The organism is Deltaproteobacteria bacterium (assembly GCA_021737785.1).
Lineage (GTDB): Bacteria > Desulfobacterota > DSM-4660 > Desulfatiglandales > Desulfatiglandaceae > AUK324.
Genome location: JAIPDI010000018.1, coordinates 1 through 23,586, shown reverse-complemented (window position 1 = coordinate 23,586; position 23,586 = coordinate 1). Strand labels below are relative to the sequence as shown.

19 protein-coding genes and 1 pseudogene are annotated in these 23,586 nt (G+C 52.3%); 5 read left to right on the top strand and 15 right to left on the bottom strand.

Annotated elements, in window-relative coordinates:
* Positions 1-2: 2 nt before the first annotated feature.
* From hypD to K9N21_10510, 10 genes are all read right to left on the bottom strand, one after another.
* Positions 3-1,100, bottom strand: coding sequence for a hydrogenase formation protein HypD (gene hypD, locus K9N21_10555; protein ID MCF8144348.1), 1,098 nt, complete (start codon positions 1,098-1,100; stop codon positions 3-5).
* A complete protein-coding gene (hypF, locus tag K9N21_10550) occupies positions 1,084-3,405 on the bottom strand; it encodes a carbamoyltransferase HypF (GenBank protein ID MCF8144347.1) in 2,322 nt (773 codons plus the stop codon). The genes hypD and hypF overlap by 17 nt, the downstream gene beginning before the upstream one ends.
* Positions 3,402-4,073: a hydrogenase nickel incorporation protein HypB gene (gene hypB / locus K9N21_10545; GenBank protein MCF8144346.1), complete on the bottom strand. Its 672-nt coding sequence runs from the start codon at positions 4,071-4,073 to the stop codon at positions 3,402-3,404. The genes hypF and hypB overlap by 4 nt, the downstream gene beginning before the upstream one ends.
* A 49-nt stretch (positions 4,074-4,122) precedes the next feature.
* On the bottom strand, positions 4,123-4,464 hold the full coding sequence (hypA, locus tag K9N21_10540; GenBank protein ID MCF8144345.1) for a hydrogenase maturation nickel metallochaperone HypA: 342 nt from the start codon (positions 4,462-4,464) through the stop codon (positions 4,123-4,125).
* A gap of 303 nt (positions 4,465-4,767) precedes the next feature.
* Positions 4,768-5,727 carry a DUF2333 family protein gene (locus tag K9N21_10535; protein MCF8144344.1) on the bottom strand — a complete coding sequence of 320 codons (960 nt, stop codon included), beginning with the start codon at positions 5,725-5,727 and terminating at the stop codon, positions 4,768-4,770.
* 144 nt (positions 5,728-5,871) lie between these two features.
* On the bottom strand, positions 5,872-7,437 hold the full coding sequence (locus K9N21_10530) for a long-chain-fatty-acid--CoA ligase (GenBank protein ID MCF8144343.1): 1,566 nt from the start codon (positions 7,435-7,437) through the stop codon (positions 5,872-5,874).
* A gap of 229 nt (positions 7,438-7,666) precedes the next feature.
* Positions 7,667-8,395, bottom strand: coding sequence for a 6-phosphogluconolactonase (gene pgl / locus K9N21_10525; GenBank protein MCF8144342.1), 729 nt, complete (start codon positions 8,393-8,395; stop codon positions 7,667-7,669).
* Positions 8,396-8,413: 18 nt separating this feature from the next.
* On the bottom strand, positions 8,414-10,051 hold the full coding sequence (gene ilvD, locus K9N21_10520) for a dihydroxy-acid dehydratase (protein ID MCF8144341.1): 1,638 nt from the start codon (positions 10,049-10,051) through the stop codon (positions 8,414-8,416).
* A 243-nt stretch (positions 10,052-10,294) separates the two neighbouring features.
* On the bottom strand, positions 10,295-11,134 hold the full coding sequence (locus K9N21_10515) for an MBL fold metallo-hydrolase (protein MCF8144340.1): 840 nt from the start codon (positions 11,132-11,134) through the stop codon (positions 10,295-10,297).
* A gap of 23 nt (positions 11,135-11,157) precedes the next feature.
* A complete protein-coding gene (locus tag K9N21_10510) occupies positions 11,158-11,631 on the bottom strand; it encodes a flavin reductase family protein (protein MCF8144339.1) in 474 nt (157 codons plus the stop codon).
* A gap of 605 nt (positions 11,632-12,236) precedes the next feature.
* Between K9N21_10510 and K9N21_10505 the strand changes: the two genes are divergently transcribed.
* Positions 12,237-12,557, top strand: a complete 321-nt coding sequence (locus tag K9N21_10505) for a hypothetical protein (GenBank protein MCF8144338.1) — start codon at positions 12,237-12,239, stop codon at positions 12,555-12,557.
* Positions 12,554-12,844 (top strand): BrnA antitoxin family protein, encoded by a 291-nt coding sequence (locus K9N21_10500; protein MCF8144337.1) that lies wholly within the window; start codon positions 12,554-12,556, stop codon positions 12,842-12,844. Before K9N21_10505 ends, K9N21_10500 begins: the two co-directional genes overlap by 4 nt.
* A gap of 317 nt (positions 12,845-13,161) precedes the next feature.
* On the opposite strand, the gene K9N21_10495 is transcribed toward K9N21_10500, so the two are convergent.
* The 3 genes from K9N21_10495 to K9N21_10485 form a co-directional block, all read right to left on the bottom strand.
* Positions 13,162-13,539, bottom strand: coding sequence for a DUF2845 domain-containing protein (locus K9N21_10495; GenBank protein MCF8144336.1), 378 nt, complete (start codon positions 13,537-13,539; stop codon positions 13,162-13,164).
* A gap of 503 nt (positions 13,540-14,042) precedes the next feature.
* Positions 14,043-15,416: a peptidase S41 gene (locus K9N21_10490; GenBank protein MCF8144335.1), complete on the bottom strand. Its 1,374-nt coding sequence runs from the start codon at positions 15,414-15,416 to the stop codon at positions 14,043-14,045.
* Positions 15,417-16,332: 916 nt separating this feature from the next.
* Positions 16,333-17,916 (bottom strand): hypothetical protein, encoded by a 1,584-nt coding sequence (locus tag K9N21_10485; protein ID MCF8144334.1) that lies wholly within the window; start codon positions 17,914-17,916, stop codon positions 16,333-16,335.
* Positions 17,917-19,035: 1,119 nt separating this feature from the next.
* On the opposite strand from K9N21_10485, the pseudogene K9N21_10480 reads away from it, so the two are divergent.
* The 3 genes and pseudogenes from K9N21_10480 (at position 19,036) to K9N21_10470 (ending at position 21,308) form a co-directional block, all read left to right on the top strand.
* Positions 19,036-19,799 (top strand): annotated as a pseudogene (locus K9N21_10480) (crotonase/enoyl-CoA hydratase family protein).
* A gap of 542 nt (positions 19,800-20,341) precedes the next feature.
* Positions 20,342-21,046, top strand: coding sequence for an HAD hydrolase-like protein (locus K9N21_10475; protein MCF8144333.1), 705 nt, complete (start codon positions 20,342-20,344; stop codon positions 21,044-21,046).
* A gap of 52 nt (positions 21,047-21,098) precedes the next feature.
* Entirely contained in the window at positions 21,099-21,308 is a 210-nt protein-coding gene (locus K9N21_10470; GenBank protein MCF8144332.1) for a hypothetical protein, read from the top strand.
* Positions 21,309-21,645: 337 nt separating this feature from the next.
* On the opposite strand, the gene K9N21_10465 is transcribed toward K9N21_10470, so the two are convergent.
* Together K9N21_10465 and K9N21_10460 are read right to left on the bottom strand one after the other, a co-directional pair.
* Positions 21,646-22,380, bottom strand: coding sequence for a DUF1566 domain-containing protein (locus tag K9N21_10465; protein MCF8144331.1), 735 nt, complete (start codon positions 22,378-22,380; stop codon positions 21,646-21,648).
* 757 nt (positions 22,381-23,137) lie between these two features.
* On the bottom strand, positions 23,138-23,586 hold a 449-nt coding region (locus K9N21_10460; GenBank protein MCF8144330.1), incomplete at its 5' end, for a site-specific integrase.

The following is a 23,586-nucleotide window of genomic DNA, read 5'->3' as shown; positions in this document are numbered from 1 at the left end:
GTTCATCCTTCTTCGTCGTCGTCATGGTATTTGAAATAGGCCGCGCATGTCCCCTCGCTCGAAACCATGCAGGGACCGATCGGCGTACGAGGGGTACAGGCCTTTCGGAAGAGCCTGCAATCCGTAGGGCGGACCGCACCCCTCAGGATTTCCGCGCAACGACATCCCGCAGGTTCGCTGGCCGGCGGCACGGCGATGTCGAATCGGCTTCGGGCGTCGCAGAGCGAATAGCGCTTTCGAATCGCCAGACCGCTTCGGGGTATGTTGCCCAGGCCCCGCCACGGGGAATCACAGGGTTCGAACACCTCATCCATCAGGTGGAGGGCCGCCTGATTTCCTTCCGGGCTCGCCCCGCGGCCGTACTGGATCTGTACCGTCGCCCTTTGCTCCTCCACCTGTTTCACCAGCATGAGGATCCCCTCCAGGATATCCACCGGTTCAAATCCGGTCACCACGCACGGGATATGATATCGCTCCGCCACCTTTTCATAAGAGGCGGTGCCGATAATGGTGGTGACATGGCCGGGGCAGATAAAGCCGTCTATGGCAAGGTTCCCCGCCGACAGGAGCGCATCCATGGCCGGAGGGAGGAGCTTGTGGGCGGAAAGCACCGAGAAGTTCTTTTGCCCCTGTTCATGAGCCGTCTTGATGGCGGCGGCAACCGTGGGCGCCGTCGTCTCAAATCCTATCCCTAAGAACACCACCTCACGATCGGGGGTGTCGATCGCAAGTCTGAGGGCATCGATGGTGGAATACACCATCTTGACGGCGGCGCCATTGGCCTGTTCATTTTTCAAGGAGGATAAGCTTCCGGGAACCCTGAGCATATCTCCGAAGGTGGTCACCAGGACTCCGGGAATCCGTGCCAGTTTGACCGCCCTGTCTATCTCCTCCATGGCCGTCACGCAGACCGGACATCCGGGTCCTGAGACCAATTGGATGTGCTCCGGCAAAAGACTGCGGATCCCGTGCCTGAAAATGGCCATGGTATGGGTCCCGCAGATCTCCATAAACCGGACCGGTCGTTGCGAAACCTCCCGGATCTTTTCGGAGAGGGCCTTTGCCACATCCCTGTCCCGGTATTCATCCATATATTTCATTGCTGTCCTCAAATGCCCCTTTAAGGCCGAGATGTCTCAGTCCGGCGCAGACGGCCTGGCCGAGGCATATCCCCCCGTCATTGGCCGGCACCCTGGCATGGGTATATACGCTGAAGCCTTCGGCCTCAAGCACCCTGGTCAGGCCGGTGAGGAGGGTGGCGTTCTGAAACACGCCGCCGCTGGCCGCGATCTGTTGGATCCCGGTTTCTTCCCTCATCATAAGGCAGACGTCTCTCAGCATTCGGATGAGGGTGTTGTGAAACCGCCGGGCCATGACCCCCCTCCCCTCTCCGTTCTCCATATCCTGAACAATGCCGTGAATGATTCCGGCGGTCTTTATTATCCAGCCGCACCCTTCCGGACTTACCTCCCAGGGGTAAACCCCTTCATCTGTGCCGGATTGTGCCATTTCAAGTTCCACGGCCGCCTGGCCCTCGTAAGCGATGGTCCGCCTCAAGCCCAATAAGGCGGAGACTGCATCAAACAGCCTTCCGCAACTGGAGGTCAAGGGTGAATTGATCCCCTTCAGCGCCATCCGGAGGACGATGGAAGCCTCCGGTGGATTGAGATCCCGGACAAAGGGGATGGAAAGATCGAAGAGGTCCTCGCCATAGGACTTGTAAAGATAGATAAGGGCCATGCGCCAGGGGTTCTTGGCGGCGGCGTCCCCGCCGGGGAGGGGGACATACTCAAGTTGCGCCTTTCGGTTGAACGAGGTTAAATCGGAGACGATGACCTCTCCTCCCCAGATATGGCCGTCCAGGCCCAGTCCGGTCCCGTCCATCGCCACCCCGATGACCGGTCCCCTGAGACCGTGTTCCGCCATGCAACTGACGATATGGGCATGATGATGCTGTACCGCGACGACAGGGCGCTCCTTTTGGCCCCGTGCGAACCGGGTGCTGAGGTAATCAGGGTGAAGATCACAGGCCACTACCTCGGGTTCGACCTCCAGTATGCGACTCAGATGGGACACGGTCAGAGAGAAAAAGTCAAAGGTCTCCAGATTCTCCATATCTCCGATATGCTGGCTCAAGAATGCACGGTTTTTCTTGGTCAGACAGATCGTATTTTTGAGTTCCGCCCCCACTGCCAGAACAGGGGGGAGCATTTTCAACTCGTCCGGCAAAAAAATCGGTATCGGCACATATCCCCTGGAACGACGAATCTGTCTTGAGATCCCGTCCACCACCCTCAGGACCGAGTCATCGCTCCTGAGATAGATATCGCGATTGTGGGTCAGGAAGTAATCGGCAACTCCTTTGAGACGATTGACCGCCGTCTTATTGTCGATGCAGATCGGTTCTTCCGTCATATTCCCGCTGGTCATGAGCAGGGCCCTGAACGGGCCGTCCATCAACAGATAATGGAGCGGCGTATAGGGCAGCATCACGCCCAGATACCTGTTCCTCGGGGCAACCAAGGAAGATAGGCCATGGGACCGCCGTTTTTTCAGAAGGACCACAGGGCGCTGCCGGGAACCCAGGAGTCCGGCCTCCTGGTCATTGACATGGGCAATCTCGAAGGCGGCATTCATATCCCTGACCATGACGGCCAATGGTTTTTCTTCCCGGTGTTTTCTTTTTCGGAGTCCGGCCACGGCCGCGTGGTTGGATGCATCCGCCACCAGATGGAATCCCCCCAGCCCCTTAACGGCAAGGATGGCCCCTTCCTGAAGGAGGGATATGCACGCGGCAACGGGGTCCTCGCAGGAAATGGCATTGCCGTCTCTGTCGTGAAGCGAGGTCTTCGGACCGCACTCCCAGCAGGCATTGGGCTGGGCATGAAACCGCCGGTCAACAGGATTATCATATTCCTCCTGACAGGCGCGGCACATGGCAAATTTCCGCATGGTGGTGGCGGGCCGGTCATACGGGACATCTTCAATAATGGTATATCGGGGGCCGCAGTTGGTGCAGTTGATGAAGGGATATCCGAACCGCCGGTTCAGCGGGTCCCGCAGTTCCGAGAGGCAGTCGGGACAGATGCAGACATCAGGGGAGATGAGGGCCGATCGTTCCGGCCCTTCCCGGCTTTGGATGATGGTAAACGCCACCTCATTTTTCGGCGCGATCTCTTCCCATCGGACATCGGCGATGTAGGCCAGAGGGGGATGCTCGGTCGCCACGGCGCGGGCAAACATCCGGATGTCCGCTTCAGCGCCCTCAACCTCTATCTCCACCCCGACAGGCGAATTGGCGACATACCCGCTCAGGCCGTGCCTTGCGGCGAGACGGTAGACAAAAGGGCGAAAACCAACCCCCTGGACAATGCCCTGGATAGCCCCTCTGGACCGTTTGTTCATTGCTGTTTCCGCGCCGACCCCCGGGCCTTCACCTTCTCTCGGAGCCAGTCATACCAGGCCGACAGACCCTCTTCTGTCCTGCAGGAGATCTCGAAAATAGAGAGACCCGGGTTTATCTTCAAGGCCTCCTCCCGAATCTTTTCAACCGAGCAGTCCACATAGGGGAGAAGGTCAATTTTGTTCACCAGAAGGACCTCTGATTCGTGAAACATGAGAGGGTACTTGGCCGGCTTGTCGTCCCCCTCGGCCACGCTCAGGATCATGGCCTTGAAATCTTCTCCAACCTTGAATTCCGCCGGACAGACAAGATTGCCCACGTTCTCAACCACAAGAAGATCGAGGGCGTCAAAATCAAACTCCTTGAAGGTATCTCGGATCATGTTCCCGTCGAGGTGGCAGGCGCCTCCGGTATTGATCTGCACGGCCGGGATCCCCATTGCCGCGATTCGCTCGGCATCCTGAGATGATTGGATGTCTCCTTCAATGACCCCCATCCGAATTTCGTCCTTGAGGGCGCCGATCGTCTTTTCCAGAAGGCTGGTCTTTCCCGCCCCAGGGGAACTCATCAGATTAACCACCAGGAGATCCTTTTCGTCAAATATTGCCCTGTTCTCCTGAGCAATGCGCTCATTGGCCTCCAATATATTCTTTACCACCGATACCTTCATTTTAGTACTCCTTCATGCTGGAATATTTGCTGCCGGATGATCGTTGCACTCAGTCCACTTCCATTTCCACGATGGATAATTCCTGACCGGATATGGTTTCAATATCCCGGCTGTGGCAATGGGGGCACTCAAATGCGTAGTCCTCAATCTCAAATTCCTCCTTGCACTCTCGACAGATTCCCCTGAGGGGGATAATTTCCATGTCCAGCCTGGCGCCTTCCAATGGGGTGCCCCTCGTCATCACCTCGAAGCAGAAAGAGAGGGATTCCGGCACAACGGCTGAAAGCCGGCCGATATTAAGGCGAACCGAACGCAATACCCTTGCGTGGTGTTTTTCCATCTCTTCCTTTATGATATCGAGAAGGCTTTGGGCAATCGACATCTCGTGCATTAGACGGCCGCCTTTCCTGAAAAGGCCCTGCCGGGCCTTTCGATTCCGCTCAAGAGATATACGCTGACCGATTAAAATTAAGAGGGCTTGGAAACGGAATGGCAAAAGACGGGCATATCCCGGGTGGAAACTCCCTGACCCATAATCCAGATATTGATCATGCATCGGTCCCGGTGCAACCACCGACGGATTGCGACCACGGGGAGATAGCCTTCAGTTACACCCCATTGCCAGTGTCTGCGACTGAAAGCCGCATCTGCCCTCTTTGGCCGAAGCGATGATGAAACCGGAATATAAACGTCGTTATCCCTGTTGCAGGGCCACCGTCAAAGAGTAGATCTTCTGCCGCGCATCATTGAAAACACCCGAGACATTCAAGGAGTGATTGGCAAAGATGCTGTCGGGCGAACCGTTGAACACTATCCACGGTTCAAATTGGCACCGTGCAAGCAGTTCAGTAATTTTATCGATGAGTTTGAGGGAATTTTTACGGTCCAGCACCTCATAAAAATCGATCCGGATGGCCTTGAACGCTTCATGGAGGGCATAGGCAACGCCCTGGGCATAGTAAAAATTATCATCAATTTGACGCCAGGGGATATCGATCTGGACCATTTCGTCTGCCGATGACGGCTTCCCCGCATCTTCCGTGACCGGCAGGACCGTCCCCTTGCGCTGCGGCGCATTGATCAGCCGGGTGTTTACCCCGCCCATGAGCGATGCATACTGGTTCAGCAGTTCCACCAGATTGTCAGCCCTGGGATAAAAAAAGGATGTTCCATTCTTCAAGCCCTGATAATAGCCTTGCAGGTCTTTGTAGGCCTTCTGCCATCTGCTTTCGGCCGATGGAAACCACCACTTGTAGGGGTCGTTGGAAAGCGCGGTAAAGGCGCCTTCGGCCCATCGATCCAGTTTGTCCGTGGTCCGCATCCGGGAGAGATTATCCCTCAGCACCCGTATGTTGTACCGGATCACCTCCAGCTGGCCGATCTGGAAATTGGGCATGTTATCCAGAAAAACCGTGGGCCAGAAGAGATCGTTGGGCAGCCAGTTATCGCTCATCTGTTCAATCAGGAGTTCATTTGCCTTGACAAAAGCAGCCCCGTTGACGGTCTTGTCCAATTCCCCCAGCTGGAGTGGCTCGGGTTTTCTCGAGTTGATCGCCATGATAATGAGGGAAACCACGACCAGAACTAAAATGATGACACCGATGATGCGGCCGTATTTCACCTTTTCCTTATCTTTGTCATTCTTCGCGTCCATTGCCTTTTATCCCTTCTGAGGTCGTCTCTCGAGGTGTAATGCATAGGTTCTCTAAGGAGAATATCGCTAATTTTAGAGGCAAGCAGGTGCAGTTGTCAACAGATAATCCTGCTTCACATGGCATCGAATCTCCGTTCATGGTCATTACGTTTTTTGAATGTAAGGATCCCGCAGTCCTTTCTTATATATCTTGCCGGAGCCTGTCTTGGGAATGGTTTCCAGGAAATCAATGCTTTTCGGTGCCTTGTAATGGGCCATCTCGTTCTTGCAGAATGAGATGAGACCTTCGGCCGTCGCCGCACACCCCTCCTTCAATACCACACAGGCCTTCACCGCCTCCCCCCAGTGGGGATCGGGCACCCCGATGACTGCCGCCTCCAGAACGGCCTCGTGCTGATAAAGGACATTCTCCACCTCGGTGGAATAGACGTTTTCGCCCCCGGTCAGGATCATATCCTTTTTCCGGTCCACAATGGTCACATACTGCTCCTCGTCAATGACCGCCAGGTCTCCGGTGTAGAGCCAGCCGTCGCGGATGGCCGCCCGGGTTTCCTCGGGCAGCTCCCAGTAACCGGGCGTCACCGTGTCCCCCCGGACAATAATCTCTCCTACCTGGCCATTATCCGTCGCGACATCATCCCCCTTTTCATCCACCACCCTGAGACTGACGTTGATAAATTCCCGTCCGGTCTTGGCCTTGAATCGGAGCTGCTCCTCCCACGGGAGGTCCTTGAGGTAATTTTTGAGAATCGAAAGGGTCAGATAGGGGCTGGTTTCAGTCATCCCGTATGTCTGAATATAGTCGCACTTGAAGGCGTCGATGATCTTGCGCACGGTTTCAGGGGCGATGGGCGCTCCCCCGCTCAGGATGACACGGAGACTCGAATAATCGAATCCGTCCACATCAGGATGGTTGACCATCAGGTTCAACATGGTGGGGATCAGATTGGACAGGGTGATCTTTTCCCTCTGAATCATGCGAAGCGCCTCAAGGGGCTCAAACGAGGGGAGGATCACATGCTTCCCGCCGACCCAGGTAATGGCAAAGGTGGCCCAGGCGTCGGCCAGATGGAAGAGCGGGGCCACATGAAACCAGTTGTCGCTGTCCGTGAGATGGAGTTCGGCAATGGTGCCCAGGGCATGACTCTTGACATTCTTGTGCGTCAACATCACCCCTTTGGGCCGGCCGGTGGTGCCGCTGGTATAGTAGAGATGGGCCACGTCATCATCTTTGAGGGCCTGCACAGGCGGTGGTTCCGGCCTCTGACCGGCCAACAGCGATTCATAACCCAGTTCCCGTGGACCGCCTGGTTCAAAATCCGCCCGGGTCCAGATCACCTGTTCGATGGTGGGAACGGATGCGGGAAGGGCGTTGACCTTATCGTGAAATTGGCCCTGTGAGATGAGGATGCGCGTCTGGCTGTCGTTGAGGATCACTGCCAGTTCCTTGGCAGACAGCCGGAAATTGAGGGGGACCAGGATGGCCCCCAAGTGGGCCGCGGCAAAGTAGGCCTCAAGGAATTCGTTTGAATTCTCGTGGATAATCGCTACACGTTCATTCCGCTTTAGCCCTAATGAGATCAACCCCTGACACAGCCGCCAGACCCTTTGGCCAAAGGCCTGGTAGTCCATGCGGGCCTCACCGCAGACCACGGCTTCTTGTTTGGGATGCAGCTTGAGTGCCTTGGGGAGAAGTTCATCGAGTGGCATGGATATACCTCCGTAAACAAAATCGCAGACTGACGGCTTTTACCTTAAGAGATTCTAAGCAAAATTGCAAGGATCATGTCGGTCATGGCCCTTTCGGTGAGGCGGCGTTCTCAGGTGAGGTATAAAGAGATCGAGCCCGGAGTCTGTGCGTGTGACAATGACGGCGCTACCTGTCCTATATTTTTGTCTGCTGAGGTCAAGGCAAAAACCGGGGAGATTTTTTGGAACTTCACCAATGGCGCCGGGGAGCCGCTTCCCGGTCCAGTAGCCAGGTAAGATTGCCATGGATCGGTTGGATCATCTGCGCGGGATATTTACCTGGAGGTCCCTCGAGGATGGACTTCAGGATTGGTGCCTTGCGCTTTCCCGAGACCAGAAAGACGATTTCTAAGGCATTGTTGAGCAGGGGAAGTGTCATGGTCAGGCGGTCGACATCAGGATCCCCTCCCCTGACCGGGACCACTAGCCGCTCTTGCTCCCTCAAGGCATTATCGCCGGGAAAGAGGGAGGCCGTGTGTCCGTCGGTCCCGATGCCGAGAATGATGAGATCAAATACCGGAATCTCTGAAGGCGGTGATTGAAAAAAGCGGACCAGTTCTTCCTGGCAGGTCGCGGCCGCCTCCTCAGGGGAAAGATTCATTGGCATGGGGTGAACCTGATGGGGAAGGACAGGCACCCGGTCAAGAAGGTCGGCCCTGGCCGCCCCATAGTTGCTTGCCGGATCATCTGCAGGAACGCAGCGCTCATCCACCCAGAAGATATGGGTCCTGTCCCACGGGATCTCATTAAGGTGTGGCGCTTCACACAGGAGGCGGTGCATGGGCCTGGGGGTCGACCCGCCGGACAGGGCAACCATGAAGCGTCCCCTCAATGCGACGCTCATTTGCGCGGTTTGTGAAACTATGGCTGCTCCCTTGCGGGCCAGATCGGCCGGATCGGACGCGATCATGATTTTCAATAGAGCGCTCCTCCCGGTCTAATGCCCATAACAGTTGATCCCACTAAACTTTTCTCTGTAATGTTTCAGGAGAGGCGTTAGCGCTCTTTCGGGAACAGAGACATCTTTCAGCCTCTGCCTGATCTGTTCATCGCTTAATCGCACATTCAGGTGTCTGTTGGGGATGTCGATATCGATGATGTCCCCATCCCTGACGGCGCCGATGGGCCCGCCGTTATAGGCCTCCATTTCAACGTGCCCGATGCAGGGACCTGATGTGGCCCCTGAAAACCGGCCGTCGGTAATCAGGGCCACTTTCTTATACCCGGCCCCCTTGATGGCATCGGTGGGGGTCAGCATTTCCGGCATTCCGGGGGCGCCTGCCGGTCCCTGAAAGGGGAGGACCACCACATCCCCCTCTCTGATCTCCTTATTTTCAAGGGCGGCCAGGAGATCCCGTTCCGCATAGAAGACCCTTGCCGGACCGGAATGGGCCTGCATCTCCGGCGCCACTGCCGTTTGTTTGATAATGGCGCTGTTTCCCATGTTGCCCTTTAGTACCGCAATCCCGCCTTGTGCATGGTAGGCCTTGTCAAGGGGCCGGATAATGTCATCATCCAGGACCTTCCCTTCAATGGCGACCTCCCTGATGGATGTGCCATTCACGGTTGGGGAGTCCTTTATCTGATGGCGCAGCCGGCTGAGGACCGCCGGTATCCCACCTGCCCTCCCGATATCGGCCATCTCATGGGTGCCGGCGGGAATGATGGCGCACAGGTGCGGCGTCTCCAGCGAAACCCTGTCAAACAGATCCAGGTCGATCTGTATCCCTGCCTCCCGGGCGATGGCCGGGATGTGGAGCACTGCATTGGTGGAGCCTCCCATCCCCATATCCACCCGGATGGCATTTTCAAAGGCCTGGGGCGTCATGATGGACCTGGGCCTCACATCGTTCCTGATCAGTTCTACGATCCGTTTCCCAGATTCATAGGCCTCCTCCTTTTTCCGGGGATCGATCGCAAGGGTGGTGGCGCACCCGGTCACGGACATGCCCAGGACCTCGGTCACCACGGACATGGTATTGGCCGTATAGAGCCCCACACAGGAACCGGCCCCGCAGGTCATGGCGGGAAGCATTGCCTCTGCCTCCTGCGCCGTCATCCGGCCCCCCTTCACCTGCCCGACCAGTCCGAATCCCTCGATCGGATGGTGCTTCAAGCCGTTCACGATATTTGCCTTCATGGGTCCGCCGGTCAGCATGAGGGCAGGCAGGTTGAGACGACCGGCCGCCATGAGCATTCCGGGCGTAATCTTATCGCAGGCCGTAACCCCGACCCATCCGTCCAGGGAGTGCGAAAGGACCATGATCTCGATGTTGTCCGCAATATGCTCCCTGCTGGGGAGGCTCAACCGCATCTCCACAAACATGGCCACCCCGTCGCATACGCCAGGAACCCCCCATTCCAGCGGGACCCCGCCTGCGTCCCGGATACCCCTTTTGACCTCACGGGTCAATTCGTTGAGATGGATATGACCGGGAATAATGGTGTTGTAGCTGTTGGCCACGCCCACAAACGGCCTGTCCGCATCAAAATCCTCCTTTTTCAAACCTGCCGACATGAGCAATGCCCGATGCGGCAGTGTCTCGATATCTTTCTTTAATATGTCTGAACGCATGGTATTAAAACCTCCTGATAAATGGTCTTCTGTCCGGTCTTTGGTTATTCAGGACCTTATTGCCAGGTTTTCTGTCATGAAAACAAGAGAATACGGCCATCCTTCCACTGCCCACTTAGCCTTCCGTCATTCCGGCACGTTTCCAGCCGGAATCCAGAAATAGGGCGGACTGGTTCCGGCTAAGGGCATGCCGGAATGACGGGACAGCACACGGCTGTTTTGGTTGCGGTTATCCGCAGATTTTTAAAAAGTGAACGTCTTTCCCGCGGATGCGGCCGCAAATCGATCGCCGAAATGGTTTGAGAGTTTGACGGCCGCCTGAAAACCCGTGCAGTGGGAGACCCCCACCAGGTCAACGGAAAACCTCTCAAACTCCTTAATCACCCCGGGCAGGTCCTCCGGGCCGTAGAACATCAGATGGGTCCCCCCCAGGATGGCGCGGAGCCTGTCAATCCCCATCTTTGTCCACAAATACTCCAGGATGTTCAGGACCCCTGCATGGGCGCACCCCAGGATCAGCACAGGAGCGCCATCTGTCTCAATGAGAAGCGATGCGTCGTCTTCGATGAAATCCTGCACAAATCCATTTCCTTCAGGCACTACCAGCCGGGGATCCTTCGGCGCTTTATCAGGGTCCCGGTCTATTCCGGTCACAAACCAGACACCGGGTGCCGCCTCCTCTGTGTGGTCCATAAACCTGAAGATCGCGCCGGACCGCTCCAACTCCTCTCGGGAGGCCGGGCATCCGATATACCGGGGAGGCTTGTCCGGTGCCGCCGGATCCATGACCATATGCCGGGAAAAAACCGCGGGATGGGCAACCACCTTGATCTCGCCCACCTGCTGCACCGCCCACGGGAGTCCGCCCGTATGGTCATAATGCCCATGGCTGATAAATATCCTTTTCAGACCCTTGAGGTCCATGTTCAGCGTTTCGAGATTAAGGGGAAGGGACCTCCCCGGACCCGTATCGAAGAGGTATTTCTCATCTCCCCTCTCAATGAGGCAACTGAACCCGTGTTCGCCCACAAATCCCGACCGGCTGATGCTGTTGTCGCAAAGAATGGTAATGCGTGTCTCCATGTGGTCTCCCCTCATTCGCGCAATCATGCCTTGCCCAGGTAGCTGCCCTCGTAGTCCAATGTGCAAAGTGGTCTTTTTTCAGCATTGAAAACCGCGTTAACCACCTCACCGATGAACAAGGTATGGTTCCCTGGAGCCAGGCTTTGTATGATACGGCATTCCATGCAGCCGATGCAGTCTGCCAGGATCGGACACCCGGTCACACCGTATTTCCAGTCAATCGATTCAAATTTTTCTTTGGCGATTGGGCCTTTGAAACGGTGCAGGAGACTCTTCTGTTCGCTGGAAATAATGTGTAGGGCAAAAGACCCGCTTTGCACCAGCAATTCGTGTGAGTAGCGGTTGGGATGGATTGCCACCATGAATAACGGCGGCTCGTAGGAAACCTGGCTCATCCAGGAAGCGATCATGCCGTTGATGCTCTGTTCAAAGCGTGTGGTGAGCACATAAATCCCATAGGTCATATGGGCCATATTTTTCAAAATCGCTTCCTTCATCATCCGCTCCTGCCGATGTTCAAGCCTTTCCTCGTCATTTGCCATCAATAACGAAGGCCCTATCCATCCCTTTTGATTCTTAATGCCCCCAATCATGAGCAATGTCAATCCAAACCATGAAATGCCGATGTCCGCGCGATGCAATCGCATAATAATATCAGGGAGATCAGCATCGTCGGATTGCGGATACGGGGCTGATGGAGGTTCTCAGTAAGATACTGCTATTTCAACGGAATGGCGTCTTAACGGGGACCGGTGAACCATCCCAGGCATGATCATTCCCACCTTCGATCCGGCTCACTGAATGATAGTATCACAAGCATTCAGCTTCAACATGAAAACTTTCCATGGCAGAAGAATCTTTCAGATTTCAGAATGTGAGATTCGAATGACGGCAGTGCTTGCAACCGAAAAGCCGGCGCCGGATGGACAATTCACCCTCTGCAGCGAACTGCTGTGTGACGAAAAGACGGGGAGACCGTTACAAGAGGAAGGTTGATTTTCTCTGCCAGGTGAGCGATGTTACGCTTTTGATTGGGAAAGGAGATCTGAACATCCTGATCGGGAGACTTGACGTAATCAAATGATTACGCTAAATTCTATTTATGATTAGACCTGATGAGAATCTTGCACCTGATTGGGACGAAGACAATATCAGCCATATTGCTGAGCATGGGTTGACCCCGGAGCAGGTTGAAGAGGTCTATTACAGCGAGGGGCCGTTTCCGACCCTGGCTGTTAAGCAGAAGAAAAAACATATAAAATCAGGTGAATATAGATACCGGCTGTGGGGCACAGACGCTTCGGGCACATGTATCGAAGTGATTGTTGCCCCTTATCCACAGTATGGCGCATGGCGTTGCGTGACGGCATTCCCCATGTCGAACACCACCCAAAAGGCCTATTTCAAGAGGATAAAGAAATGAGCAGGATTCCAGAAAAGACAAGAAAAAATCTCAAACAAGAGGCTGTCCGGTGGGACAAGGAGATTTCGAGAGAGACTCCTGAGCAGATTCAGGGATTGCTGAATGACGCTGAGCCGTTTCAGGTTCCCCGTCCTCCCCGTCAGCCCGTCTCCCTCCGCATGGACCCCTTTGATCTTTCGATGATCAAGCGCCTCGCCCGAAAGAAAGGCGTTCCACACACCCAACTCATGGCAATTTGGCTTCGCGAACGGGTCGAAAAAGAAAAGAGGCTTGATGCCGCGAAATGACATCACCGAGTGTCTCTCGCAGAGTTCACAGGGATTACAGAGTCTTGTTTTTGGACAGGATTTGAGAGATACCCGGGCTTATTATGGACAACCGCTTAAAACTCTATGTGAACTGCCCTTGGGAATGAAAATAAACCGGTTTCCTTTCACCACCATAGGCACTTTACATGAGATCGACGCCTCTTCGGGATCTCTATCGGGATCTCGAAGCCCCGCAGGTGGCCGGATTCCGAGCTGCCCCAAACCTTCTGAGTAGATTAGCATCCTTTCTCATTCGAAACTGAAATGGCTCAGAAGGAAAATAGTTGGCGATAGTTCTAATAGCCATAACCTCCTGTTTCAATCGCAACTAACCTGCCGTTTCGGAAAGTGAGATATCGAATAAATTGTGTGCTCCCTAAATTGTAGGTCCACACCTCAACCTGTATTTTTCCAAGAACATACTTGAGTTCCTCATGGCCCTCCGGATAACGGTGCATGAATCCCCTCGCGATTCCTTCGGTTCTTTCCTCAATGCTGGTGGGTTCTCCACATTTCTCAAGAACGTAATCTCGAGTAGCTCCCACAGCTATAATTCTTCCGCCACATCGGAAGTTTGCCCCTGCGATGGCAGAAGCACTGCCAGCAAATACGATCAAAAGACATGTGAATATGAGAAACACCCCATATTCCATTTGCATTTTCATCTCAGTCATCTTTACCCTCCGCTTTTCTCTCACGTGTTGAACACCCATTCATACTGAGTTACCCACAGCACGAGAATTACGATCCGGATGCTTAAAAGCAGTGGTATGGAACATACACGCTCCTATTTTGAATTTATCACAAAGCGTTGTTCAGTACCGGGCAGGATTTCAGGGTCTTTTGTTGGAATTGTTCCTGGAAAAACGGCATTGGCAAGGCAGACAAAGATCCGGAGCGCTCCGCCAAAGTCATTGCTCTGATTCAGAAGGATAATGAAAGTGGCTTTTTTGGCTGGAAGATAGAACATGGCCGCGCCGAGGTATTTGAAAGGTTCAATCCTTATTCGCCGTAACCTATCATAAAATCTTTGGTGAATTCAATCAAGAAAAACCACATCTTCAACAGGATGTCCTGATTAAATAACTTCGTGAAATTGATGTAGCATTATAGGAGCAGAGGCCCTCTTGTGTGGATTCAAAAGTCAAGGATATAGGGTATTCCAGAGCAATTTTGGTCAACTCCCCTTTTGAAGAATAGCGATGGCAAATTGCAATTCGACGTCATCACCGTTTGCATAAGCCAGCACATTCTCCAAAGTCCGAGGAACACGGTTGTTTGGAAAGACGCCTCCCTTTCCATCCTTTCCGCTGTCAATCTGAACAACGAAGTCGGCATCGAGGGAGCGGCCGATCGGGTATGCGAACCCGCATCTGAACTCCGATGTATAAGGCATGATGATCGTACCGCCCGTAATGCCAAAAGACCCGTTCGTACCGAAAAAGCCAACCACACGCCCATTCGGAGAACCCTTAATCCCCATGGCGATCCCTTCTCCTGAACTGATGCACGCCGGATTAACAAGGGCGATGACCGGACCGCCGTAATAGACGCTTTGGGGCATTATCTCAAGAGGCTTGGGGATAGGAAGGATGTCACCCTCTTTCTCGTCCATAAACACCCACATGAATTCGCCGGTCAGTGCATTGTACAGGAACTGGTTTTCATAATGCCTGGCTTCTCTGTAGAAAAATCCGGAAAGATCGGCTGCGGTTTCATCCGATCCGCCCATATTCCCCCGCAAATCGACGATGAGACCCGGAACGTTTAGTTCAACAAAATACTTAATGGCTTCCTCAAATTTGGCGTATACAGCCCAGGCATATTCGGATTCACCATCCATATCACTTTCAACATACACCCTTACATATCCATAGCCGCTGTCCAACACCCGGTATTCCACCAGTTTCATGACATCTTCCATATCAGGACTGGGGGCAAAATTGACCAGATCCAGCCCCTTCTTGTGGTCATCGATTGCGATCATGACAGCACTATGAGGTTCGCTTTCACCGGGATTCCTGAAATCGACGGTTCTCGCCGCCCCAACAGCGGCACGGGTGAGAAAGCGAATCTTTTCCATGCGCCTGTTTTCATTCGTAGCCGGCGGCTCTTTGTTCCAAAGAACGGAAACTGCTTCTACGGCCACATCGACTGGGACACCGTTCCAGGCCAGGAGTTCGGCTCCCACCTGGATGCCGGCATTTGCGGCCGGCCCGCCGTCTGTAACGGCAGCGGCGATGATCCTGCCATCGTCCAGTTCAGCTGCGACCAGACCGAACCCGCCTGCGATCTCGTCCGCTGAAAGGCCGACTTGATCGGGAGAGGTAATCATAATATGACCATCAGGAATGGAAAAAAGATACTCTCTCAACGTACGGTAATAGGTGTCTGTATCGGCCGCAGCCTCAGCCGCAGCAATTCTTGGTGCAAACCTCGCATAGAGGTTCCCAAAATCGACACCTTTCCACTCCGTAAAGGCATATTCCCTGGAGAATTTGGCGTTCGCGGCCTCAAATGCCTCGCTCCAGCTAAGGGTGCTGTAATCCACTGTTTCGGGTAGGCTATAGGCAGATGTGGAGCTGCCATCGTCATCGCTGCAGGAAGACACAGTTAAGATTAATGACAAAGCACAAGAAATCACTAACAAAGAAGGCTTTTTGAGAAACATAAAAATCACTCCTCTATGTCGGATGATATTGGGTAAGCCGATGGGTCTCATGAAACCAAAAGCGAAAAATGGCAAACAGCCGATGCGTCTTTTTGAGGGAGGTACTTTATCATAGGGTCCTTTTAGCCGCAATCGTTTTGCTTACGGGTATCTCGATAATATTCATTCGGAGAGATCAGCGAATGGGAGGAAATTGTGAGAGTTGGAAAGCTCCGGGCGACACGGAGTTACCATCTGGTTATCTCACGGGTTCAGTACCAATCCTTTTGACAGATAACTGCCATCTCTGGCAAGCTGCGTATGCCAATAAAGCATTTAATATCAATAAGCTACGGCCACACAAAAGAGTCAGCAGGGTGAAGACCGTCCTAGCCTCCACCCCGTCCTCATCATGTTATAGGAATTGCCCACAAAATGTAAGGGTCCTTGACACAAGCTTTGAAGCCGCTTTCAAATAATAGCGTTGGGTAGATGGCATCTACCCAACCGCTTCCACCTGACATACCTGAGATATTTACAGGCCCTTGCCTCTCGAATTCCACGTGTGTCATGGCCGACTTTTCGCTCATCTGAATGAAGATACCAAGACATTTGAATTGGTTGACTTACTATCGGGTACGCCCAGTAAGCCGAACGCCATATTTCGAGGCGTGTGCATGAAAGAGAATTTGTCTTTCGAGGTTTTTTATTTAGGTTTTGGCAAAAACCATGATTCAGAAGTGCCCATTTGAGCTTTCAAGCGAAAGAACATATTCCAGTCGCTCTGATTGCCTTTTCCTATTTTTTCATTTAGTCACTATTGATTTGTTTTATTCAGCGAATCTCCAAAATCAATGGGGTAAAATGCGCCATTTTGAGCAGGTTTGGCCCCGGCCGCCGCGACCCATACGACACCCTTTGTGCTCGATTCAGGGTCAAAGACACAACTGTACACGCTCGCAAGTGAATAATATGTGATCGCTTTGTCGGGACCATTTATTTGCGGCACAGGTTCACCGTCAAACCAAATTATCTCTTCAGAGGCATGGGAAATAATTCCCCCGTGTGGCCCTTCTTTTGTATCGCTCATGAATGCGATCACATCTTCAACGGTAATCGTCTCGTATTTGGAAGCGTACAAATCCCATAATCGGCTCCAACGATCCCATGATCCCGAACGTGCATAATCTTGTTTCTGAAATTGGGCTTCCCAATTAACCATATATTCATCTCCCGTGCCCCACGAGGATGTATCCACGCCGTCGTATTGCATTTGATCCACGGTCAGATTCTCACCCGAATAACCGCGGAACCCGGGACATGACATATACTGGTTTGTAACACACAGTCCTTGAGCTTCATTTACCGAAGGTGTTGCGGGATCATCCCAGGGATAGACGGGACCAATCTTGAGGGTCGAACATTCGATATCCACCGCTTCTCCGGTATTGGCGTCCGAAACCAGGATGTTCCATCCGGACGCACCGCCGTAGGTTTTAATCGTCTCCGTTGCCTGTTCCAGGTCATTGGCGTACTGGACCATCATCCTCATATGCAGGGTATGGGGAATTTCCGGATTTTCGAGAAGATTTGTATCCGAGGAAGGGGAAGCCATTTCACTTGCCGTTATTCCCGCCTCGTTCATGCCGGACATGGTAAACCATCCGGGAAAGCTCACCTGAAGGAAGGCATTCCCCGTATCGGGTTTCGCAACGGTAACAATGGTCTGATCCAGCAGGCCGACACTGACAAGATCCTGGTTTGCACCATGGATGATTCTGCCATCGAATGTGGCGGACCCCCAGGCGGCAAAGCCCGAGCAAGCGAGTCCTGAAATGGACAATTCAGCCACATTAGGCGCCAATTCAAAAAACTCAAGAAAAAGCATGTTTTCATTGTCCACTACGTCTATTAGGCCTGCCATGGCAACGATATCATCAAAACCAAAAGGAGATCCTTTTGCAGCCAAACCATCCGCCATTCCCTGAATTTCCTCCAAAAGCTCGGGGGTTTTCTCTTGAATAACATTCAGGAAGTATTTTTTGGACTGTTGAATCAGCAGTTCATGAAACGCCTTCAACTGCGTCTGTTCGAGAACCACCATCTCTTCACCCTGAAAAATATGATACAGGTATGCGGTGAATGTGAAAAAGGCGCTGTAAGCCTCTGCGATACGATCCGCCAGAAGGTATCCCTGCTGAAAGCCCATTTCATAATGATTGCCTTCAATATGCAAAATAGCGGGATGATTTTCTCCCGAAGGCTGTTCAAGAAAGGCCCCCTTCAATAGATAGCTGTAATCTTTGCGGGTGTCACTGCTATCGCTTGAACACCCCAAAACTGTGCCAAAACACAAGGCTAACAGCAAATATACAATCCTGGAAAAAGATATCTTTTTCATCGGTTTCTCCTTTCGATTTTTTCCGACAATTCCACTCACCAAATTGTTGTTTAATAGGCCTTTTTCGCCTTCATCTCTTCTCAATCGTTCCATTCCTGTGCAGGATATCGCCCGGCTCTTTAGCCACCGGAGAACGCCAGTTTTCATTTAAGAGACTAACAGTCAGCAGTAGAGCTGACCCGCAATCATGCAAAATCACCATCACCCGTCGCCACGTGACTTGCAACTGCCAACGTTATCAGCTGACTGAAGCTGGGGAGATCTTTGGGGAGGAAAATCCAGCGTATCCAGAAGTTCTTTTCCCGCTATTCGGGAATATCGGGAAATGGGGGTTGTCACTGTGATTTCCAGGACTGGACTTCCAACTCAGCGGCTTGCTGTAAATCCGCAGAAGCGGTGTGTCCTTTCATTCGTACATCTTTTGGAAACCTCAAAAATTTCGGCGCACCAAAAACGCTACATATGCCTACTCGGTCCCAGCCCTATGGATTCATTAGGTTTTTCTGGCAGCCACAACATATTGCGGTGTGCCGTTCCGCGAGATTCTGTTGATACTTACTACACCACGTCTCTACGCGCAACCAAAATAGACGATCTTTTCTAAGAGTGTCTTTATTGAAAGGGAAAGATATCGATAGGGGCAAGGTTGATCGGTTTTGCATGATCTTTTTTAATGACTTGGACGGCCGTAACAGAGAGGAGTAACTTTAGGGAGCCACCGGGCTTATCTTCTGGATATATCAAAGAATTGCGACCTCTCAAAACCTGAGATATCTGCCATCTCTGGCAGCATCCTCGATGCTAAATATTCTGCAATATCAATTAGATAGACTATAAGCATCTGAAGCGATCTCAATCTACTCATCTTTTCAAAACCGCCAGCTGAATGTCTGTATTTGATTAGGACATGGAGCCTCCCGCTGCTTATTATACAGATGCAGATTCATGGAATGGATGGAATGGATTCCCTTGTTGACAATTTTCTTCAAATTTCGGTACGATGAAAGAAAATTGCGACGTGAGATTGAAAGGAGTTTGATTCCCGGCGATATGGATAAAATTAGGGCTAAAGCAGAGAAGATTAGATCCGGATTAGTGGCTTGACGAGGGAGAATAAGAATGAATGTGATCATTGAAAAAGAAGCACGTGTCACAACAATAATCATCAATCGCCCGGAAGTGCGCAACGCCGTAGATCCATCGACGGCCAAGGCGTTGGCCAATGCATTTCGAGATTTTGAGGCGGATAAGGATGCCAGAGTGGCCGTGCTGACCGGGGCGGACAACTGTTTTTGCGCAGGTGCCGACCTGAAATCTCTGTCAAAGGGGATTTTCCATCGCTGGTTAACCGATGACAATGCCCCCATGGGACCTTCACGCATGAAGTTGCCCAAGCCAGTCATTGCCCAGTGAGCGGGTACGCCGTGGCCGGAGGGTTGGAACTGGCCCTGCTGTGTGATCTTCGGGTCATGGACGAAGACGCCGTTTTTGGCGTCTTCTGTCGACGTTGGGGTGTTCCCTTGATTGACGGCGGCACGGTCCGTTTGCCTCGATTGATCGGAGTCTCCAACGCTTTAGATATGATCCTGACGGGTCGGCCCGTAGGCGCCGAGGAGGCGCTCAGGATGGGCCTAGCCAACCGGGTGGTTCCTTACGGAAAATCCAGAGAGCAGGCCGAAGAATTGGCCCTTGAAATCGCTCAGTTCCCCTGGAACTGTGTGCTGTCCGATAGACGTTCCGCTTATGAAGCGTTGGAATTGTCTTTTGAAGAAGCCATGAAAAATGAGTTTAAGCTTGGATTGGCGACGATCGAAAGCGGGGAGACTGTAAAGGGAGCATCACGTTTTGCGGGAGGCATGGGACGACACGGATCGTTCAAATAGTACCGGAAAAGACGCACCATACCTCGAATTTTTCGCCGTACCGTGAACGACGACTATCAGTTCTCGGTAGCCGACCAACAGCAAATTCTTGAATTCAGTGGCCGGGATCATGTCTTTAAAGCTTGTCATCATTGTCACTCAGACTGAAGAGAATGCTATGAAATCATTGGGATACAAAGTCGATTACAAGGGGTCATTGGTTACCAGTTGGATCAAAGAAGGTTTTGTTCCATTAAATGGGTAGAAGATCTAAATCAACAGGAAATGCACAACGTTTTTGTTTCACCCCGATGTTGCATTAAAAACCGCATGAAGCAATGGTATATCCTGCTATATATGTGCCAAAACCACTTGACCCGCCCTATCCGGGACAGCACAGATGATGAGGTCCTTGCAGGGCATTCGACAGCTGCTTCCAAGCTCACATACGCGATTCATTTCAAGCAGCTTCCGAAATTTTGTGCAACATCGGGGTTTAGTTTCAGGTTCATTGTCAGAAGCGTCTGAATGGAAATCGGCTTATCAAGACCACTGGAGGCCATATGGACAATGTCAAAGGACTATTTTTCGATGTCGGGGGCACCGTGTTTGACTGGAAGAACACGGCCCGGGAAAACATTCAGAAACTGGCCGATGAAAAAGGAGAGATTATCGACAGTGACGCTTTTGCCAATGCGTGGCGGGCAGAGATGTTCAAGGTTCATACCCAAGTCAGGCAGGGAAACCTGCCTTGGATGAACGCCGACCACATGCATCTTCAGGCATTGGTGAACATGGCGGGCGACTATCCACTGCTGGACGGGCTTGACAAAACATCTCTGGTCGAAATGACCTGGAGTCATCTCAAGCCCTTTTCTGGTGCGGCTGAAGCCATCGACCGATTGCGGACCCGATACACGGTCGTGGTGCTCACCATTTTGAGTTGGGAGAGCATCGTTCAGAGTTCCAAGAGAGCCCGTGTCCAATGGGACGGCATTTTGTCCTGTGAATTCTTGGGCTATTACAAACCGTCTTTACAGGCCTACCTGAAAGCAACAGGGCTTTTGGGGCTGAAGCCGTCTGAAGCCATAATGGTGGCTGCCCATGAAGGGGATCTGGCTGCAGCCCGGGCTGCCGGTTTGCATACGGCATATGTCAACGTCCCTGAAGAGGACAACATGGCGGAAGGTTTTGAGGAGCCGGATGACCCCAATTTCGATATTGAAGCCCGGGACTTCGACGAGCTGTGCCGCAAGCTGGGGGTATGATTTTCATGGCACCTTTGCGGCAATCGGACAATCGCTTAAAAGGAATGGAATTATGGATTTCGAAACACTTTCGCAATGGCTCATAGACTACGCTGCCAGCTACCCGGAGGAATACAATCAGATAAACATTTGGCGGAAGCCCATGATGGCCTGTGCAAAGGCCGACAATCGATTTCTGCGTCTGAGAGAAATACGGCCACTGCAACCGGCTGGCGTGATGAACTGGCAGATGGCAAAAAGAAGGACGGTGGGAAGTGTATAGAGGCCTGCCCCATTGACGCCTTATCCGAGGATGGTCTTGATCGAGCGACCTGTTACGCCCGTTTGCTTGATGCGTTTCGTCTGTTGTTTGCGGGCCTTCGGTGATCAGCGTGTCTGAACCGCCGTATCAGCAGGTAACCTGAAATACATTTTTTGGCTTAAACAGCCAATGCCCTTGGAGAACTTCTCCAGCTTACCTTTATAGGCCATTTTTAAATTCAGTGCACCCCGTCTTTCACGTCTTTCGGTCGAGTCTCAAAAAATGGTCGCGAACAGGGCGATACAATCCCCCTGTACCCCCTCAAGACTGCAATAACCAAATAATTCAAATCATCCAATCACCGAGCATCATACCCATGTCCGCCGCGCACACAACGGACGTAATAGTCACCCGTCTTAGCGTAGTAGTGCACGAACCCAAAGTCGAAATCGACGTACCACGCGCCGTCCGGGTAGCCCGCGTAGGTACTACTGCTCGACCAGTGAAAATCAGCCACTTTCACATTGGTAAACGGATGGCCTTCTGGCAAGGCCGGGTCGGTTCGGCTTGGATCCACCAGACTGGACAACTCCTCTATGGTCGGAAGCCGCCACCCTTTGCGGCCTCCCAGACTCAACATGTAACAATAAGCGCAAGCTCCATTCCAGTCTCGTAGGGCGTTATCCGTGTCTCGCTGCCAGACAAGCCCCGTCTCTTTGTCCAGAACGGCAGGGTATTCCATATGGACGATGGGGTCGAGCACAAGCCTTCCCATCACGAGCTGAAATCGATCAGCAGCCGGCAATATCTGCGACCACGGCGGGGTAGCGGCCATGGTCTGGGTGGAGGCGTTTGGAAATGTCACGCCATCAGGGGTTATCTTCATCTCACCAGTTGATTGGGATGCCATAATTAATAACGATAATGCAGCGCCGATAAAAACGATTCCTCTTTTCATTTGGACCTCCTTCAAATGTTGCGAAACGCTGTTGATATTAATTTGACTATCAAATGTTTGAATCTGGTTTTGAAAAGACCATGTTCCCAGGCTTACAGTCGCTCCATCCGGACAGTGCCTCCGAACGGAAAACATTCTCAACAGATTTTGAGAGGTTGCTCCATGCAATAACCCCCTGTTACGAGGTTATGGGTTTGGTAGGAGTGTTTGGCTTATCAGCAACAACTTGCCAAGTAAGTCAACAGAAATGGTTCTTCGGTATGTGTGGGATAATCCGGTGGCGTACAAGAGACATAGGTCCGGAGTTTTATCCATAGTCCATCATAGACCACCGGTACTTGGGATATCCCCGATCCCGGCGGCTTGGTGAATATGGAATATGATTCTTCTGTCGGCTATGCGAAATAGCCAGATATATTTTCGTAATCTCATAGATTCTGGCCCAGCAAAAACCTGAGATATGCCTACGTCGGTCCCAGCCCTATGAATTCATTCAACTTTTCTGGCACCCACAAGATATTGGGGGTCCTGCTTCAAATGATTCAGTGAATATCTACCACATGAGATCTTTCCGTGCAACCAAAACAGGCAATGTTTTCCAAATAGACTCACTATCAGAACGGAAAGCTGTCGATTGAGCTAAGATTGATCATATTTTGCTTAGATGTATCAGCGGCTGAAACCGGTCCTAATCAGCAGTGTTACAAGAATAAGATCGCCGCGCTTTCCTTTTGGATAACCCACAAATTCAGCACCACCGATTTTGACGGATATCTGCCATCTCTGGCAGGCTTTGCATGCCAATAAGTCTATTAATATCAATTGGATATGTCATTCGAAAAGAGTCAGCAGGGCTGAAGGCCTTTATGGCCTCCACCCCGGCCCGATCACGTTACGCATAGATGTTCTCGATCCACCTCATAGCCTCGGCGTCAGGCACTTTTCCCAAATAAATCTGGGTAGTTGACAGGTTCGCATGCCGTAAGATGACTTTTGACACGATCTCGATGGGCACACCTGACCGAGAGGCATATGTCGCAGCATGTCTCCTGAGATCATGGGGCCTGAGCCGAATCCCGACCCTTTTGCCTGCCTTTTTCACCATGCTACGTGTGGCCTCGTAGGACAAGGGAAAAATTCTCTGGTCCGGGTGAATCCCGTTGTCCCTGATGTATTCCTTGAGCCGGTCAGCCACTTTCTGTGGGATGAAAACATACTCCCGTTCTTTGCCGCTTTTCGGGTCCCTCAGCGTCAGTTTCCGGTCATGGACGTCCATCGCCCTGAGTTTCAGGACTTCACCAACCCTCATCCCGCCTCTGGCCATCAGTTCAAGCATGAGAC

Excerpts from the sequence above, each read along its gene's own strand:
- K9N21_10510 (MCF8144339.1), bottom strand. The coding sequence starts at position 11,631 with ATGAAGGAAGCGATTTTGAAAAATATGGCCCATATGACCTATGGGATT.
- K9N21_10475 (MCF8144333.1), top strand. The coding sequence starts at position 20,342 with ATGGACAATGTCAAAGGACTATTTTTCGATGTCGGGGGCACCGTGTTT.
- K9N21_10535 (MCF8144344.1), bottom strand. The coding sequence starts at position 5,727 with ATGGACGCGAAGAATGACAAAGATAAGGAAAAGGTGAAATACGGCCGC.
- K9N21_10485 (MCF8144334.1), bottom strand. The coding sequence starts at position 17,916 with ATGAAAAAGATATCTTTTTCCAGGATTGTATATTTGCTGTTAGCCTTG.
- hypD (MCF8144348.1), bottom strand. The coding sequence starts at position 1,100 with ATGAAATATATGGATGAATACCGGGACAGGGATGTGGCAAAGGCCCTC.
- K9N21_10500 (MCF8144337.1), top strand. The coding sequence starts at position 12,554 with ATGAGCAGGATTCCAGAAAAGACAAGAAAAAATCTCAAACAAGAGGCT.
- K9N21_10515 (MCF8144340.1), bottom strand. The coding sequence starts at position 11,134 with ATGGAGACACGCATTACCATTCTTTGCGACAACAGCATCAGCCGGTCG.
- hypF (MCF8144347.1), bottom strand. The coding sequence starts at position 3,405 with ATGAACAAACGGTCCAGAGGGGCTATCCAGGGCATTGTCCAGGGGGTT.
- K9N21_10495 (MCF8144336.1), bottom strand. The coding sequence starts at position 13,539 with ATGACTGAGATGAAAATGCAAATGGAATATGGGGTGTTTCTCATATTC.
- hypB (MCF8144346.1), bottom strand. The coding sequence starts at position 4,073 with ATGAAGGTATCGGTGGTAAAGAATATATTGGAGGCCAATGAGCGCATT.
- K9N21_10530 (MCF8144343.1), bottom strand. The coding sequence starts at position 7,437 with ATGCCACTCGATGAACTTCTCCCCAAGGCACTCAAGCTGCATCCCAAA.
- K9N21_10465 (MCF8144331.1), bottom strand. The coding sequence starts at position 22,380 with ATGTTTTCCGTTCGGAGGCACTGTCCGGATGGAGCGACTGTAAGCCTG.
- hypA (MCF8144345.1), bottom strand. The coding sequence starts at position 4,464 with ATGCACGAGATGTCGATTGCCCAAAGCCTTCTCGATATCATAAAGGAA.
- K9N21_10470 (MCF8144332.1), top strand. The coding sequence starts at position 21,099 with ATGGATTTCGAAACACTTTCGCAATGGCTCATAGACTACGCTGCCAGC.
- K9N21_10505 (MCF8144338.1), top strand. The coding sequence starts at position 12,237 with ATGATTAGACCTGATGAGAATCTTGCACCTGATTGGGACGAAGACAAT.
- ilvD (MCF8144341.1), bottom strand. The coding sequence starts at position 10,051 with ATGCGTTCAGACATATTAAAGAAAGATATCGAGACACTGCCGCATCGG.